At 71.8% G+C, this 16,961-nt stretch carries 1 protein-coding gene; it reads left to right on the top strand.

Features of this window, described 5'->3' with window-relative positions; all coding sequences use genetic code 11:
* The first annotated feature begins 149 nt into the window (after positions 1–149).
* Complete coding sequence (locus tag FCG67_RS16085; RefSeq protein ID WP_136910733.1) at positions 150–16,943, top strand: non-ribosomal peptide synthetase; 16,794 nt, start codon at positions 150–152, stop codon at positions 16,941–16,943.
* The last annotated feature ends 18 nt before the right edge of the window (positions 16,944–16,961 follow it).

The raw sequence follows: 16,961 nt of genomic DNA, 5'->3' as shown, positions 1-16,961 counted from the left end.
GACAGGTCGACGTCTTGCTCCGGTTCGGTGATCAGCGTGGGGATCTGGACGCCGAGCCGGGTAGTTTGCCTACCCTAAGGGTAGGTAGCCTATCCTAAGGTCTGAAATCACGGCGACGACTGGCGCCGCGCGACGAAGATCGGACCTGTATGTCTTCTCCCTCGGACTCGACGGCACTCCCGCACGCCACCGGCCAGTGGCTTCCCGTCACCGCTGCCCAGTCCGAGGTGTGGGTCGCGCAGCAGCTCACACCCGCCAGCCCGGCCTACAACATCGCCCTCGCCGTCGAGGTGAACGGGCCGCTCGACATCGCCCGCGCGGTCGAGTCCGTGTACCTGACCATCCGGCGCGCCGAGGCGCTGCACGTGCGGTTCGCGGTCGGGCCGGACGAGGTGCTCCGGCAGCAGCGACTCGACCCCGAGGGCTGGACCCTGCGGATCGTCGACCTGCGCGACCGGCCGGACCCCGCGGCCGCCGCCCGTGCCTGGGTCGAGAACGACATGCAGACCGTCGCCGAGCTGGAGAGCCATGAGCCGCTGTTCACTCAGGCGGTCCTGCGGATCGACGACGAACTCACCTGGTGGCACCAGCGCTACCACCACAGCATCATCGACGGCTATGGCATCGTGCTGCTGGTCGCGGAGGTCGTCGGCAGGCAGGAACACCCGGAGCTGCTGTTCGACGAGCAGGACTGGTCGCTGCAGACCGCGATCGACTCGGACATCGAGTACCGCGAGTCCGGACGGTACGAGGTGGATCGTGCCCACTGGCTGGAATGGCTGGCCGACGCCCCCGAACCCCCGGTGCTGCTGCCGCCTTCGCCGGACCCCACCGCGCCGCCGATCAAGGCGACCGTCGAACTCGACCCCGAGACCGTTGCCGGGCTGTTCCGGTTCGCCGACGCCCAGGACATCCGGCGCAACCGGATCCCGTTCGCGATGATCGCCGCCTATCTGCACCGGGTCAGCGGCCAGACCGACCTGATGCTGTCGGTGCCGCTGACCGGCCGCACCGGTCGGGCGCTGCGGAACCTGCCGTCGATGGCCTCGACCATCCTGCCGATGCGACTGCAGGTGGACGGCGACAGCACGCTCGCCGCACTGACGGCCCACATCGACAAGGGGCTGGTCGGGCTGCTCCGGCACGGCCGCTACCGCGGTGAGGATCTCGCCAGGGAGATGCGTGCGCTCGACCCGTCCCGGCGGGTGTTCGGCCCGGGCGTCAACATCGTGATGTTCGAGCATCCCATGACATTCGGCGGCAGCCCCGCGTTCGCGCAGAACATGGTCACCGGCGCGATCGGCGAGCTGGACTTCACCGTCCAGGGTGGTCAGGAGGGCCAGTCGATCAGGATCGACCTACGCGTCGGTGCGGGCCTTGAGGACGAACTCGAGCGGCACCGCGTGCAGTTCACCGAGTTCCTCCGCCAGCTCGCCGCCGCGCCCGAGGCCCCGGTCTCGCGGTTCGACGTGCTGTCGGACGCGCAGCGGCGCCAGGTGCTGGTGGACTTCAACGACACCGACCGGCCGCAGCCCAGCCACACCGTGCCCGAACTGTTCGCCGCTCAGGTCGCGGCGACCCCGGACCGGGAGGCGCTGATCGCGGGCGACGTCCGACTCACCTACCGGGACCTCGGCGCGCGGGTGAACCAGCTCGCCCGACACCTGACCGAGCGTGGGCTGGCGCCGGAAGAAGTTGTCGCGGTCGGTGTTCCGCGCTCGGCCGAGATGGTCGTCGGACTGCTCGCGGTGATGGCCGCGGGCGGCGCCTTCGTGCCCCTCGACCCGGCTTGGCCGCAGGACCGCCGTGATCAGGTGCTCGCCGACGCGGGCGCACGGCTGGTGCTCACCGGACCGGGCGGGGTGCAGGCTTCCCCGGACGCCACGGTGGCGGTGGACCTGGCCGACTGGGCGCACGCGGGGCAGTCCGCGGATCCCATCGACGCCGCGATCGAGGGCCGGTCGCTGGCCTACGTCATCTTCACCTCCGGTTCCACCGGCAGGCCCAAGGGTGCGATGATCCGCCACGAGGCGATCTGCGCCCGGTTGCTGTGGCAGGTCGAGGAGGTGCTCGGGTTCGGTGTCGATGACGCCTCGCTGTTCAAGGCGCCGCTCTCCTTTGACATCTCGGTCAACGAGATCCTGCTGCCGCTGGTCTCCGGTGGCCGGCTGGTAGTCGCCGAGGCGGGCGGCGAGCGCGACCCGCACTACCTGCTCGATCTCATCGAACGCGAGCGGGTCACCTTCGTGTACCTGGTCTCGTCGATGCTCAGCGTGCTGCTGGACCTGGCCGAGGGCGGCCGCTCGCTCGACGGCCTCCGGCACGTCTGGTGCGGCGGCGAGGTGCTCACCCCGGAACTGTTCGACCGCTTCCGGCGCCGGCTCAGCACCACCCTCTATCACGGCTACGGCCCCGCCGAGGCGACCATCGGTGTCTCCCATGTGATCTACCGTGACCGGGCCGAGCGGATCGCGTCCTCGATCGGCAGGCCGAACCCCAACACCCAGCTGTACGTGCTGGATTCGCAGCTGCGGCCGGTGCCGCCCGGAGTCGGCGGCGAACTGTATGCCGGCGGATACCTGCTCGGCCGCGGCTACGTCGGCGCCGCCGCCCTGACGGCCTCCCGATTCATCGCCAACCCCTTCGCCGAGGACGGGTCCCGGCTCTACCGCACCGGCGACCTCGCGCGGTGGGCGGAGGACGGCAGCCTCGACTTCATCGGTCGCGCAGACAACCAGGTCAAGATCCGCGGCATGCGCCTCGAGCTCGAGGACGTCGAGGCCGCCCTCGCGTCGCACCCTGGCGTCCGTGACTGCGCGGTGCTGGTACGGGAGAACAACGGATCCAAGTACCTTGCGGGCTATGTGGTCTCGCACGCGGCACACCCGGGGCTGACCTCCGACGAGGTGCGGGCCTGGGCGGCGGCCAAGCTGCCCGAGTACATGGTGCCGACCGCCGTGCTGATCCTCGAGAAGTTCCCGTTGACCGCGAACGGCAAGCTGGACCGGCGGGCACTGCCGGAGCCGGACCTGCGCGCCGCGCTGCCCGGTCTTGCTCCGCGCACCGAGCGCGAGCAGCAGCTGTGCGCCATCATCGCCGGGGTGCTCGGCGTCGACAGCGTCGGCGTCACCGACGACTTCTTCGCGCTCGGCGGTGACAGCATCGTCGCCATCCAGTTGGTGAACCACGCGCGCGGCGCCGGCCTGAACTTCAGTGCCCGCGAGGTCTTCCAGTTGCGCACCGCGGAGGCGCTCGCCCGCGAGATCGAGGGCCGCGCGGAGGCATTGGTGGACCGGCTCGACGTGCCGCTCGGCGAGGTCCCCGCGACGCCGATCATCGCGCACACCAGCGAATCCGGCGAGGCCATCGCCCGGTTCCACCAGTCGGTGCTCGTCCAGACGCCGATCGGGTTCAACGCGGACGCGGCGCGCGCGGCGCTGGCCGCGGTGATCGAGCGCCACGATGCGCTGCGCGCCGCGCTGGTCCGCGGTGAGCGCTGGGCGCTGTCGGTGCCCGAGACCGCGGCCGCGACGGACCTGCTCCTGCTCGACGCGGAGCATCTGTCGGCGGCCGAGCTGGATGCCGTGGTTTCACGCGAAACAATCGACGCCGCAGCGCGACTCGACCCCGATGCGGGCGCGATGGTCGCGGCGGTCTGGTTCGACGGCGGGGCGGACCGCCCGGGCCGGCTGCTGCTGGTGGTGCACCACCTGGTGGTGGACGGCGTGTCCTGGCGGATCCTGCTCGAGGACCTGGCCAGGGCGGGATCGGCGGCGACGGCAGGCATTCCCGTCGAGCTGGCCCCGGTGGGCACCTCGCTGCGCCGGTGGTCCGAGCTGCTGTCCGAGCGGGCCGAATCCGGTGCGTTCGACGGCGAACTCGACCACTGGCTCTCGGTGTCGCGGACGCCGGACCCCGCGCTCGGCTCCCGCGCTCTCGACCCGGCGCTCGACCGCTGCGGCGCAGCCGAGTCGATCACGGTGAGCCTGGCGCCCGAGTTCACCGGGCCGCTGCTGACCGCCGTGCCCGCCGCGTTCGGCGGTCAGGTCGGCGACGTGCTGCTCACCGGACTCGCCGCCGTGCTGGCGGACTGGCGCGGCCAGGACAGTTCCGGCACCCAGGTGGTCATCGACCTCGAGGGCCACGGCCGCGAGGAGGACGCCGCGGGCAGGCCGGTCGACCTGGGACGCACGGTCGGCTGGTTCACCAGCCTGTACCCGGTCCGGATCGACGCGGGTGCGCTCGCGGACGGCCTCGACCCGGCTGCGCTCGGCGCGGCGGTGAAGACGGTCAAGGAGCAGCTGCGGGCGGTGCCCGGCAATGGCATCGGCTACGGCGCGCTGCGATACCTGAGCCCGTCGGGTGCCGACCTGGCCGGCGGCGTCACCCCGCAGGTGCTGTTCAACTACCTGGGCAGGGTTTCCGCCTCCGAGGGCGCGGACTGGCTGCCGATCGCGATGGACGGCGCCAACGACCCCGATGCGCCGATGGGGCACGCCGTCGAGTTCAACGCGATCGCGGAGGACGGACCCGACGGGCCGACCCTGCGCACCACCATCACCTGGGCGCCCGGGTTGTTCCCCGCGGCGCGGATCGCCGCCCTGTCCGAGGCCTGGACCGCGGTGCTGCGTGCGCTCGCGGCGAGCGCCCCGTTCGGCGGCCACACCCCCTCGGACTTTCCGCACGCGCGGCTGGGCCAGGCGGACGTGGACCAGCTCGAGGCCGCGGCCGCCGACCTGGTCGACGTGCTGCCGATGACCCCGCTGCAGGAGGGCATCTACTTCCACAGCGCGTTCGAGACAGAGCACTCCGATCCCTATGTGGTGCAGCAGAGCATCGAGCTGACCGGTTCCGTTGACCCGCAGGCGCTGCACACCGCGCTGCAGACGGTCGTGGACCGGCATGCGGCGCTGCGCACCGGGCTGCGGGCGGTGTCCGACGGCCGGGTGGTGCAGGTGGTCTCCGGCGACGCCAGCGTCCCGATGGCTGCGGTGGACCTGCGTGGGCTGGGTGCCGACGAGGTCTCGTCCCGGGTCCGGCAGATCCTCGCCGACGAGCGGGTGCGCGGGTTCGACCTCGAGCAGGCGCCGCTGCTGCGGTATGTCCTGGTACAGGTCGGACCGGACGAGCACCTGCTGCTGCAGTCGATCCACCACATCGTCGCCGATGGCTGGTCGGTGCCGGTGATGCTGCGCGAGCTGATGGCGCTGTACGCGCCCGCGGGCTCGGCGCCCGCGGCGCTGCCCGCCCCGGAGCCGTACCGGAACTACCTGGGCTGGTTGGGCTCCCGTGATCGGGAGGCATCGATCGAGGTGTGGCGCGCCGCGCTCGACGGCGTCGATGAGCCGACCGGGCTCAGCAAGGCCGAGCGCGGCACCGAGGTCGGCGTCCGCGAGGTCAAGGTCAACCTGTCGGCGGCGCAGACCGCGGACCTCATCGCGTTCGGTCGCGCTCGCGGATTGACGCTGAGCACGCTGGTGCACGGCGCCTGGGGCCTGCTGCTGGGCCGGCTCACCAAGCGCCGCGACGTGCTGTTCGGCTCGACGGTGTCCGGGCGCGGTGGCGACCTGCGCGGCATCGAGACGATGGTCGGGTTGTTCATCAACACGGTGCCCGCTCGATTGCGGTACCGCGCCGAGGAATCGGTCGCGGAGGCGCTGACGCGTTGGCAGGACGAGCAGTCGAGGCTGCTCGAGCACCAGTACATCGGCCTGAGCGAGCTGCGCAGGCTGACCGGGCTGCAGGAGCTCTTCGACACCCTGGTGGTGTTCGAGAACTACCCGATCGGCGAGGGCGCCGTCGCCGACCCCACCGGCCGGCTGGAGATCACCGGCATCACCTTCGAGGAGAACCCGCCGTACCCGGTGACGCTGATCGTCGCGCCCGGTGACGAGCTGCGGCTCGAGGTCAAGTACCAGGCCGCGGTGGTCGACTCGGCCACGGCCAACCGGTTGGCCGACGGCATGGTGTCCTTCCTCGGCGAGCTGGTGCGCGACGGCGACCAGCCGATCTCCGCGCTGGCGCTGGTGACCGCGGCCGAGCGGGACGAGCTGGAGGCGAGCTGGGCCGCGTCCCTCGGATCCGCCGAGGACCGCACCCTCACCGACCTGCTCGACGAGCAGGCCGCCCGGACCCCGGAGGCGGTCGCCGTCGAGTTCGAGGGCGAGGCGCTCACCTACGCCGAGCTGCACGCGCGGGCGAACCGGCTGGCGCGAGACCTCGTCGACCGCGGGGTTGGACCGGAGTCGCTCGTCGCGGTCGCGCTCGGGCGTTCACTCGAACTGATGGTCGCGCTGCTGGCGATCGGCAAGGCGGGCGGCGCGTACCTGCCGCTCGACCTCGACTACCCGGCCGACCGGTTGTCGTACATGCTGGCCGACGCCGAGCCCGTGTGCGTGCTCAGCGACGGCGGGCCGTTCGACGCCGGGCTGCCGGTGCTCACGGTGGATCTGTCCGAGCCGCTGGGGGATTCGGGTGTGCTGCCGACGGTCGCCAGGGCCGCGGCAGGCAATCCCGCCTATGTCATCTACACCTCGGGTTCGACCGGCAGGCCCAAGGGCGTGCTGGTGCCGCACGAGGCCATCGTCAACCGGTTGCTCTGGATGCAGTCCGAGCACCCGCTGGCGGTGGGGGAGCGGGTGCTGCAGAAGACGCCGTCGAGCTTCGACGTCTCGGTGCCGGAGTTCTTCGGGCCGTTGATCGCCGGGGCCACCGTCGTGCTGGCCCGTCCCGGCGGGCACAAGGATCCGGCGTACCTCGCCGGCCTGATCGCCGAACGCGGCATCAGCCGTGCGCATTTCGTGCCGTCCATGCTGGACCTGTTCCTGGCGGAGCCGGGCGCCGCCGCCTGCACCGCGCTGCGGGTCGTCGGCTGCTCGGGTGAGGCGCTGCCCGCCGCATCGGCCCGGCGCTTCGCCGAGGTGCTGCCGGGTGTGCGGCTGGACAACCTCTACGGGCCCACCGAGGCCGCGGTCGAGGTGAGCTACTTCTTCGGGGCGCAGGAGGTTTCGTCGGCGGCGCTCAGCGTGCCGATCGGAGCGCCGGTCGCGAACACCCGGCTGTACGTGCTCGATCAGTACCTGAACCCGGTGCCGCCGGGTGCCGAGGGAGAGCTGTACCTGTCCGGGCCGCAGCTGGCCCGCGGCTACCTGGGCCGCGCCGCGCTGACCGCGGACCGGTTCGTCGCCGACCCGTTCGTCGCAGGCACCCGGATGTACCGGACCGGCGACCTGGTGCGGTCTGTGGACGGTGAACTCGACTATGTCGGCCGCGCCGACGACCAGGTGAAGCTGCGCGGCTTCCGGATCGAGCTCGGCGAGATCGAGGCCGCGCTGCTGGCCGATCCGTCGGTGGTCCAGGCCGCCGTCCTGGTGCGCGAGGACCGCCCCGGCCAGCAGCGCCTGGTCGCCTACGTGGTGCCCTCCGGGCCCGTGAGTCCTTCCGGCCGCAAGGGGGACCAGAAGTACTCACAGGCTTTGGCCGCCTCGCTGCCGGAGTACATGGTGCCCAGCGCCTTCGTGGAGCTGGATGCGTTGCCGCTGAGCCCGAGCGGCAAGCTCGACCGCAAGGCCCTGCCCGCGCCGGACTTCTCCGCCGCGGTGTCGGCACCCGCCTCGAGCACGGGCACCGAGGAGCGCATCGCCGCCCAGTTCGCCGAGGTGCTCGGCCTGGACCGAGTGGGCCCGGGAGACGACTTCTTCACCCTCGGCGGCGACAGCATCCTGGCGATCCGGCTGGTGAACCTGGCCCGCCGCGACGGTGTCACGCTCACCCCCCGCCAGATCTTCGAGCAGCGCACCCCGGCCGCGATCGCGCGGTTGGTCGGTGAGGCTGACCCGGTCGCTCAGGCGGCCACGCCCGACGCACCCGTCGCCGACGGCATCGGCGAGGTCATCCCGCTGCCGGTCGTGCACCGGCTCTCCGAATGGTCAGGCGGCACCGACCGCTTCAACCAGGCCGTGCTGCTGCACACCCCGGCAGGCGCCGACGAGCGCGCACTCCGGAAGGCGCTGCAGGCCCTGCTCGACCACCACGACGGCCTGCGTGCCCGCCTGACGCGGCACGCGCCAGGGGTGTGGTCGACGGTGACCACCGAACCTGGTTCGGTGAGCGCCGCCGCCCTCCTCACCACCGTCGACGCCCGCGACCTGGAGTCGTTGCGCGACATCGTCACCGAGCACTCCGAGGCGGCGACCGAGCGCCTCGACCCCGAGTCGGGCGTGATGCTGCAGGCGGTGTGGTTCGATGCAGGACCGGAGACCACCGGACGCCTGCTGATCGTCGCCCACCACCTCGTGGTGGACGGGGTGTCCTGGCGGATCCTGCTCGAGGACCTCGCGATGGCGAACGTGGCGTCGGCATCCGGTCAGGATGCGGCGCTCGATCCCGTCGGCACCTCGCTGCGCGGGTTCGGCCGGATCGTCGCCGAGCAGGCGCAGGGCGCCGAGCGTCTCGCCGAGCTGGCGCACTGGACCGCCGTCACGGCGCCGGGAGCGGCGCTGGTGCCGGAGGTCAGCGGGCACGCGACCATCGGAACCGGTTCCCAGCACCGGATTTCGTTGTCCGTCGAGGACACCGCCGCCGCGCTGACGACCGTGCCGGCGCTGGCGAACGCCGACGTGACCGACGTGCTGCTCAGCGCGCTACGGATCGCCGTCAGCCGCTGGCACCGCGACACGGGCCGCGCCGCCTCGGACCTGCTGGTCGACCTGGAGCGGCACGGCCGCGAGGAGCTGACGTCGGGCGTGGACCTGTCCCGCACCGTCGGCTGGTTCACCAGCATCAGCCCGGTCCGGCTGCGGGCGGGCGAGCGACCGCTTGACGTGCTCAAGGACGTGAAGGAGCGGCTGCGGGATGCGCCCGAGGGCGGCATCGGCTTCGGCATGCTGCGGTACTCGAACGCCCGCACCGCCGCCCTGCTCGCCGCCCGCGCGGAGTCGCAGGTCCTGTTCAACTACCTGGGGCGGATGCCCTCGGCCGATCTCGGCATCGCGGTCCCGTGGGCCCCCGCGCCCGAGACCGACGCGCTGTCAACCGATCCCGATGCGGACATGGGCGGTCCCTACTTGCTGATCGTCAACGCGATCTGCGAGGACACGGCCGAGGGCCCGGTGCTCCACGCGAACTTCGGCCGCTCCGACCTCGGGCTGACCGAGTCCGACGGTGAGGCGCTGAGCCAGGGCTGGGCCCAGGCGGTGCGCGAGCTCGTCGAGACCGCGGCGCGCCACGACGGACCCGGCGTCCTGACGCCGTCCGACGTGCCGCTGGTGGCGCTGACCCAGGACGAGCTGGACCTGATCGCCGAGCGCAGCCCCGCCGGGGTCGACGCGGTGTGGCCGCTGTCCCCGCTGCAGGAGGGCCTGTACTTCCAGGCGACCTTCGATGAGGGCGCCGACATCTACACCGCGCAGTTCTCGCTGGACTTCGAGCATCGCCTCGACGTCGAGCGGCTGGCCGCGGCGCTGCGCACCCTGCAGCGCCGGAACCCGACGCTGCGTGCGGGATTCCTCAGCGACGGCCTCACCACGCCGGTGCAGTTCATCACCGCCGACCTCGACGTCCCGATCGTCGAGTTCGACCTGCGCGAGCTGGCGGAATCCGATCGCGAGGCCCATGCCGCCGAGCTGATGGCCACCGACCGGCTCACCCCGTTCGACCTCACGGCGCCGCCGCTGTGGCGGGCGATGGTGATCCGCCAGGGCGACGACCGCGACCGCCTGGTGGTCAACCGGCAGTTCCTGCTCTGGGACGGCTGGTCGAACGGCATCGTCGTGAGCCAGCTGCTGGCGCTCTACGAGTCGGCGGGCGACGACAGCGGGTTCCCCACCGCGACGGGCGGTTTCGACGACTACCTGGGCTGGCTGCGCGACCGCGACAGCGAAGCGGGGAAGGCGCAGTGGCGGCGCGCGCTGGCCGGTCTCGAGGAGCCGACGCTGCTCGGGTCGACCGTGGCCGGGGCGCAGGCGCTGCCCGGCCGTCGCGACACCGTACTCACGGCGGACCTCAGCGAGCGGCTGCGGACCAGGGCATCGGCGAGCGGGGTCACCTTCAACGCCGTCCTCAGCGGCGCGCTGGCGTTGGTACTCGGCGCCGAGACCGGGCGCGACGACGTCGTGTTCGGCATCACCGTTGCAGGCAGGCCCCCCGAGGTCGAGGGCCTCGACACGGTGGCCGGACTGTTCCTCAACACGGTCCCGGTCCGCACCACGCTGCGTCCGGCGGAGCGAGTGGAGGACCTGTTGCGGCGCAGCCAGTCCGAGCGTCTCGGCCTGATGCCGCACGACTATCTCGGACTGGCCACCATCGGACGCGAGTCCGATCACCGCCAGCTCTTCGATGTGCTCTACGTGCTGCAGAACTTCGTCGACGAGAACCAGGTGTCGGCGCTCAACAGCGCGCACGACATCAGCGGCGGGGACAGCGTCGACCACACCCACTACCCGCTGACCGTGGTGGTGACACCCGGTAACCGGGTGAAGATCAAGTTCGAGTTCCGCCCCGAGGCGGTGGCCGAGGCGACGGTCGAGTCGATGCTGGCCCGGTTCGTCGGGCTGCTCGAACTGTTCGCCGACGACGTGTCCGCACCGGTCGGGTCGCTGGACCTGTCGCTGCCCGGCGAGCGTGCCGCGCTGGCGTCCCGCAGCGCCGAGCGGGAGCTGCCCGAATCCACCATCGCGGACCTGTTCGCGGAGGCGGCCGCGCGCACCCCGGAGGAGGTCGCGCTGGTCTTCGGTTCGGAGTCGGTGACCTACCGGGGCCTGGACGGCCGGATCAACGCCATGGCCCGGCTGCTGCTGGCACACGGCGCCGGACCGGAACGGATTGTGGCGCTTGGCCTGCCGCGGTCGGTGGAGATGGTGGTCGCGCTGTTCGCGGTGCTGCGCACCGGGTCGGCGTACCTGCCGCTCGAGCTGGATCACCCGGCGGAGCGCCTGCTCGGGATGCTCGAGGACGCCCGGCCGGTGGCGCTGGTGACCACCGTCGCGGTCCGCGAGACCCTCGCCGGTTTCGGGGGCGCGGCGATCGTCCTCGATGGCGACTCGACCCAGGACCACGGCACCGGACCGTTGACGGACGCCGAGCTGGGCGGCTTCGCGCCCGGCACCCCCGGGCGGCTGGACCACCCGGCGTACGTCATCTACACCTCCGGCTCGACCGGTAAGCCGAAGGGCGTGGTCACCGGGTACCGCGGCCTGACCAACATGCAGTTCAACCACCGCGCGGAGATCTTCGACCCGACGATCGAGATGACCGGCGGCAGGCGGCTGCGCATCGCGCACACGGTCTCGTTCGCCTTCGACATGTCGTGGGAGGAGCTGCTCTGGCTCGTCGAGGGTCACGAGGTGCACATCTGCGACGAGCACCTGCGCCGCGACGCGGAGGCCCTGGTCGCGTACTGCAACGCGCATGCCATCGACGTCGTCAACGTGACGCCGACCTACGCGCAGCACCTGTTCGAGGAGGGCCTGCTCGGCGACGGTCCTGCCGAGCACCGGCCGCCGCTGGTGCTGCTCGGCGGCGAGGCGGTGCCGGATTCGGTGTGGAGCCGGCTGCGGGACACGGGGGGGACGTTCGGCTACAACCTGTACGGCCCCACCGAGTACACGATCAACACGCTCGGCGGCGGCACCGCGGACTCCGCGACGCCCACTGTCGGCAAGCCGATCTGGAACACCCGGGCCCACATCCTCGACTCCTGGCTGCGTCCCGTCGCGGACGGGGTGGCCGGTGAGCTGTACATCGCGGGCATCGGCCTGGCCCGCGGCTACCTGGACCGCTTCGGGCTGACCGCCGAGCGCTTCGTGGCCGACCCGTTCACTGCGGGCGGCCGGATGTACCGCACCGGCGACCTGGTGCGGCGCGGCGTCGATGGCAACATCGACTTCCTCGGTCGCACCGACGACCAGGTGAAGATCCGCGGTCATCGCGTCGAGCTGGGCGAGATCGAGTCGGTCCTCGCCGGCCTCGACGGGGTGCGGCAGTGCGCGGTCATCGCGGCGCCGGGCCCCGGCGGCGTCAAGCGGTTGGTCGCCTACGTGGTGCCCTCCGGGCCCGTGAGTGGTTTTGGCCCCCAGGGGGGCCAGAAGTACGCACAGGCGCTCCGCGCCTCTTTGCCGGACTACATGGTTCCGGCGGTCATCGCGGCGACCGAGACCTTGCCGATGACGGTGAACGGAAAGCTCGACGTCCGAGCACTGCCGCCGGTGCCGGACGCGGTCGGTTCGGGCTCACGCGCACCCGCAGATCACATCGAGCAGGCGTTGTGCGAGCTGTTCGGTGAGGTCCTCGACGTCGGCGAACTCGGCGTCGAGGACAGCTTCTTCGACCTCGGCGGGCACTCGCTGCTGGCGACCAGGCTGATCAGCCGGGCCCGGTCGGCGCTGTCGACCGAGCTGACGATGCGGGACCTCTTCGAGGCGCCCACCGTGGCGGAGCTGGCGGAGCGGGTCCGCGCGCGGGGCCAGGCTGTGCGCCCGATGCTGGCGCCCGCGGTGCGGCCCGAGCACCTGCCGATGTCCTCCGCGCAGCAGCGGCTCTGGCTGATCCAGCAGATCGAGGGGGATTCTGCTGCGTACAACTTCCCGATCGTGTTGCGCCTCAGGGGCGACCTCGATGCCGAGCTGTTCGCGACCGCGCTCGCGGACGTGGTCGGCAGGCACGAGTCGCTGCGCACGGTGTTCGGCGAGGTCGACGGCCTGCCCGTACAGCGGATTCTCGACGAGGCGATCCCGGAGCTGACGGTGGTGGACGGGACCGAGGCCGAGATCGCGGGCCTGGTCCGCGGCGCCGTGCTGCGTCCCTTCGACCTGACCCGTGAGATCCCGGTGCGCGGCACCGTGATCCGGCTGGCAGCGAATGATCACGTCCTCGCGCTGGTGCTGCACCACATCGCCACCGACGAGTGGTCGGACCGGCCGTTCCTGCGTGACCTGATGCTCGCCTACGCCTCACGGGCGCACGTGCAGGCGCCGCAGTGGGAGCCGCTGGCCGTGCAGTACGCGGACTACACGCTCTGGCAGCGCGAGCTGCTCGGCGATCCCGCGGACCCGGATTCGGTTCTGAGCGAGCAGCTCTCGTACTGGGAGCGGACGCTGTCCGGTGCGCCGGAGGAGCTGACGCTGCCCACCGATCGGGCCCGGCCCGCGCGGCCGAGCTTCGCGGGCGGCGCGATCGAGCTGGATCTGGATCCGCGCACCACTGCTGCGCTGCGGGCGCTGGCCGCCGACAGCGGCGCGAGCATGTTTATGGTGCTGCACGCCGCCGCCGCGGCGCTGCTGCACCGCATCGGCGCGGGCGAGGACCTGCCGCTCGGTGCGCCCATCGCGGGCCGCACCGAGCAGGGCCTCGACGAGCTGGTCGGTTTCTTCGTCAACACGCTGGTGCTGCGCACCGACGTGAGCGGCAACCCGACGTTCGGCGAGCTGCTCGGCCGGGTCCGCGAGCTCGACCTCGCGGCGTTCACCCACGCCGACGTCCCGTTCGAATCCGTTGTCGAGCGCCTGAACCCGGCCCGCACGCTGGCCAGGAACCCGCTGTTCCAGGTGATGGTCGGCTACCACAGCCGGGCAGCCGACATCACGGAGCTGGGCGGGCTGACGCTGGAGCCGGTGCCGCTTCAGGAGCGGACCGCGAAGTTCGACCTGGTGTTCAACTTCACCGAGTTCCTGCCCGCGGCAGCGGGTTCGGATGTCGGCGACGGCAAGATCACGCTGCGGCTGGAGTACGGAGCAGACCTGTTCGACCGGTCCACCGCCGACGCGATCGCACACCGTCAGCTGGCGCTGCTCGACGCTGTCGCGCAGGAGCCGTCGACGCCGATCGGCGCGGTCGACGTGTTCCTGCCCGGCGAGCGGGACCTGGTGCTGGTGGACTTCAACGACACCGGCAGGGAGGTGCCGGAGGAGACCCTCGACGCCTCGTTCGCGCGCTGGGTCGCGGCCACGCCGGACGCGGTGGCCGCGCTCGACGAGTACCGCAGCACCACGTACGCCGAGCTCGACGAGCGGTCCGACCGGATCGCCGCCGTGCTCGCCTGCCGCGGCGTCGGCACGGAATCAGTGGTGGGCCTTGCCGTTCCGCGCTCGGTGGACATGGTCGCCTCGGTGCTGGCCGTCCTCAAGCTGGGCGCGGCCTACCTGCCGCTCGACCTGAGCCACCCCGCGGACCGGATCTCGTACATGCTGGTCGACTCGAACGCGGGGGTGCTGCTGAGCACCGCCACGGAGTCCGCGCGGATCGAGGAGGTGCCGGGCTTGCGTCGGGTGCTGCTCGACGAGCCGGGGACAGTCGCGGAACTGGCCGCGGCATCGAAGCCGCTGACCGCGGTGCCCGACGGCATCGACCACGCCGCCTATGTCATCTACACCTCCGGGTCGACCGGCAGGCCCAAGGGCGTGGTGGTCCCGCACGAGGGCATCTCCAGCCTGGTCGCCACCGCCGAGGACCGGATGAAACTGGTCCCGGGTTCGACCGTGCTGCAGTTCGCCTCGGTCGGATTCGACGTCGCGGTGTTCGAGCTGTCGATGGCGCTGTGCACCGGGTCGCGGCTGGTGATCGTGCCGGATCGCTCCCGGGTCGCGGGCCCGGAGCTCACCGACTTCATGCACGAGCACGAGGTCACACACGCGATCATCCCGCCGTCGCTGATGGCCGCGCTGCCGCCGGGCGCCCTGGTGCCCGCGGGTTGCACGGTCCTGGTCGGCACCGAGACCGTGCCGCCGGACCTGATCGGACGGTGGGCGGAGCGGCTCAACCTGCTGGCCGCCTACGGCCTCACCGAGGCGACGGTGAACAACACCCTGTGGCAGGCGCAGCCGGGCTGGAACCAGGCCGTGCCGATCGGCATCCCGGACCCCAACGAGCAGGCGTTCGTCCTCGACGCGCGACTGCGGCCGGTTCCGGTCGGCGTCGCGGGCGAGCTGTACATCGCCGGCCGCGGGCTGGCCCGTGGCTACCTCGGCAAGCCGGCGCTGACGGCGGGGCGTTTCGTCGCCAATCCGTTCGGCCCAGGCCGGATGTACCGCACCGGCGACCTGGCGCGCTGGCGGGCGGAGGGCAATATCGACTTCCTCGGCCGGGTCGATGACCAGGTGAAGATCCGGGGCTTCCGCATCGAGCTCGGCGAGATCATCGCGGCGCTCGCGGACAGCCCGGGCGTCAACCAGTCCGCGGTGGTCGCCGACCGGGACGGGTCGATCGCCCGGCTGATCGGGTACGTCGTGCCGCACGAGGGTGCAGTGGTCGATCCGGCCGCGGTGCGCGCCCACGTGGCGTCCTCGCTGCCGGACTACATGGTGCCCAGCGTGGTCATCGTGCTGGACGGGCCGCTGCCGCTCACACCGAACGGCAAGCTCGACCGCAAGGCGCTGCCCGCCCCGGACTGGTCGGAGCTGACCGGCGACGTCGCACCGCGGACGCCGAGGGAGCGGGTGATCGCGGACCTGTTCGCGGAGATCCTGCACCTGCCCTCGGTCGGTGTGCACGACAACTTCTTCGACCTCGGCGGTCATTCGATGGCCTCGATGCAACTGGTCGGCCGGGTGCGCACGGAACTGGGTGCCCAGCTGAGCATTCGGGAGGTCTTCGACGCGCCGACGGTCGCGGAGCTCGCCGAGCTGACCGAGGCGGACAACGGTGAGGGCAGGCCGGCCCTGCTCGCGGGCGCGCCCCGCGAGGGCGCGGCGCCGCTGTCGCCGCCGCAGCGCAGGCAGTGGCGGATGTACCGGGAGTCACCGACCGCCAGCCACGCCCTCTCGCTCTACCCGGAGCGTCGGCTCGACGCCGAGTCGCTGGCGTTGGCGCTCGACGACGTGGTCTCGCGGCACGAGCCGCTGCGCACGGTGTTCTTCGAGCGCGACGGCGGGGTGTTCGGCCAGGAGGCGGTGCGCCCGCAGGTCGGGCTGGTCGACGTCGGTGACGGCGATCTGCACGCGCGGGTCTTCGAGCTGGCCCAGCAGCCGATGGATCTCACCGAGGAGGCACCGCTGCGGGTGCAGCTCGTGGAGGACTCGTCGGGTCGCCAGGGCCTGCTGCTGGTGATGCACTACCTGGCCGTCGACGAGTGGTCCGTGGTGCCGTTGCTCGGAGAACTGCTCGCCGGTTACCTGGCACGGCAGGCCGGACATGCGCCCGAGTTGCCGCAGCTGCCGGTGACCTACGGCGACTACGAGCTGTGGTCGAGGCAGGTGCTCGGCGACCCAGCCGACGAGTCGAGCAGGCACGCAACGCAACTCGCGTACTGGCGGCAGCGGCTGTCCGGCGTGCCTGAGGTCCTCGCCATGCCAGGCGAGCGGCCGGGCGGTCCCCGCCGCGGCGACGTGGTGCCGCTGCCGATCGACGAGTCGCTGCACCGCGAGATCGACGCGCTTGCCCGCCGGACCGGCACCTCGATGTTCATGGTGTTGCAGTCGGCACTGGCCGTCGCCCTCACCGAAGCTGGTGTGGGCGAGGATCTTCCGATCGGGGCCCTGGTTGCCGGCCGGACCGAGGAGGCGCTGTCCGGGTTGATCGGCTGCTTCTTCAACACGGTGGTGCTGCGGACCGACACCTCGGGTGAACCGACCTTCGCGGAGTTGCTGGCCCGGGTCCGGGAGAGCAACCTGTCCGCGCTCGAGCATCAGGATGTCGGATTCGACGACGTGGCAACCGATCTCGGCGGCGACGCGCTGCGGCCTCAGGTGATGGTCGTGCACCACGAACAGGCGCGCCTCGGCGAGGTGGACGGGGTCTTCGGAGGGCTGCTGCCGGTCCCGGTCGGTGAGCCGGTGTCGGACCTGACGCTGAGCTTCTACGAGCCGGTGGGGGAGGGCCCCGTGCACGCCTACCTCGGCTACCGGGCGGACGTGCTCGATTCCGCCGTCGCGTCCGCACTGGCGGACCGACTGCTGGCCGTGCTGGCCGCCGCGTGCGCCGACGCGGATCGTCGGATCGGGGTGGTCGGGTGATGGCCCGCCCCGCCACCC

Origin of the sequence: Rhodococcus oryzae, from assembly GCF_005049235.1 — a bacterium.
Taxonomy (GTDB): Bacteria; Actinomycetota; Actinomycetes; order Mycobacteriales; family Mycobacteriaceae; genus Rhodococcus_G; species Rhodococcus_G oryzae.
The sequence above is the reverse complement of the archived record's forward strand: the minus strand, read 5'-3'. Positions and strand labels throughout refer to the sequence as shown.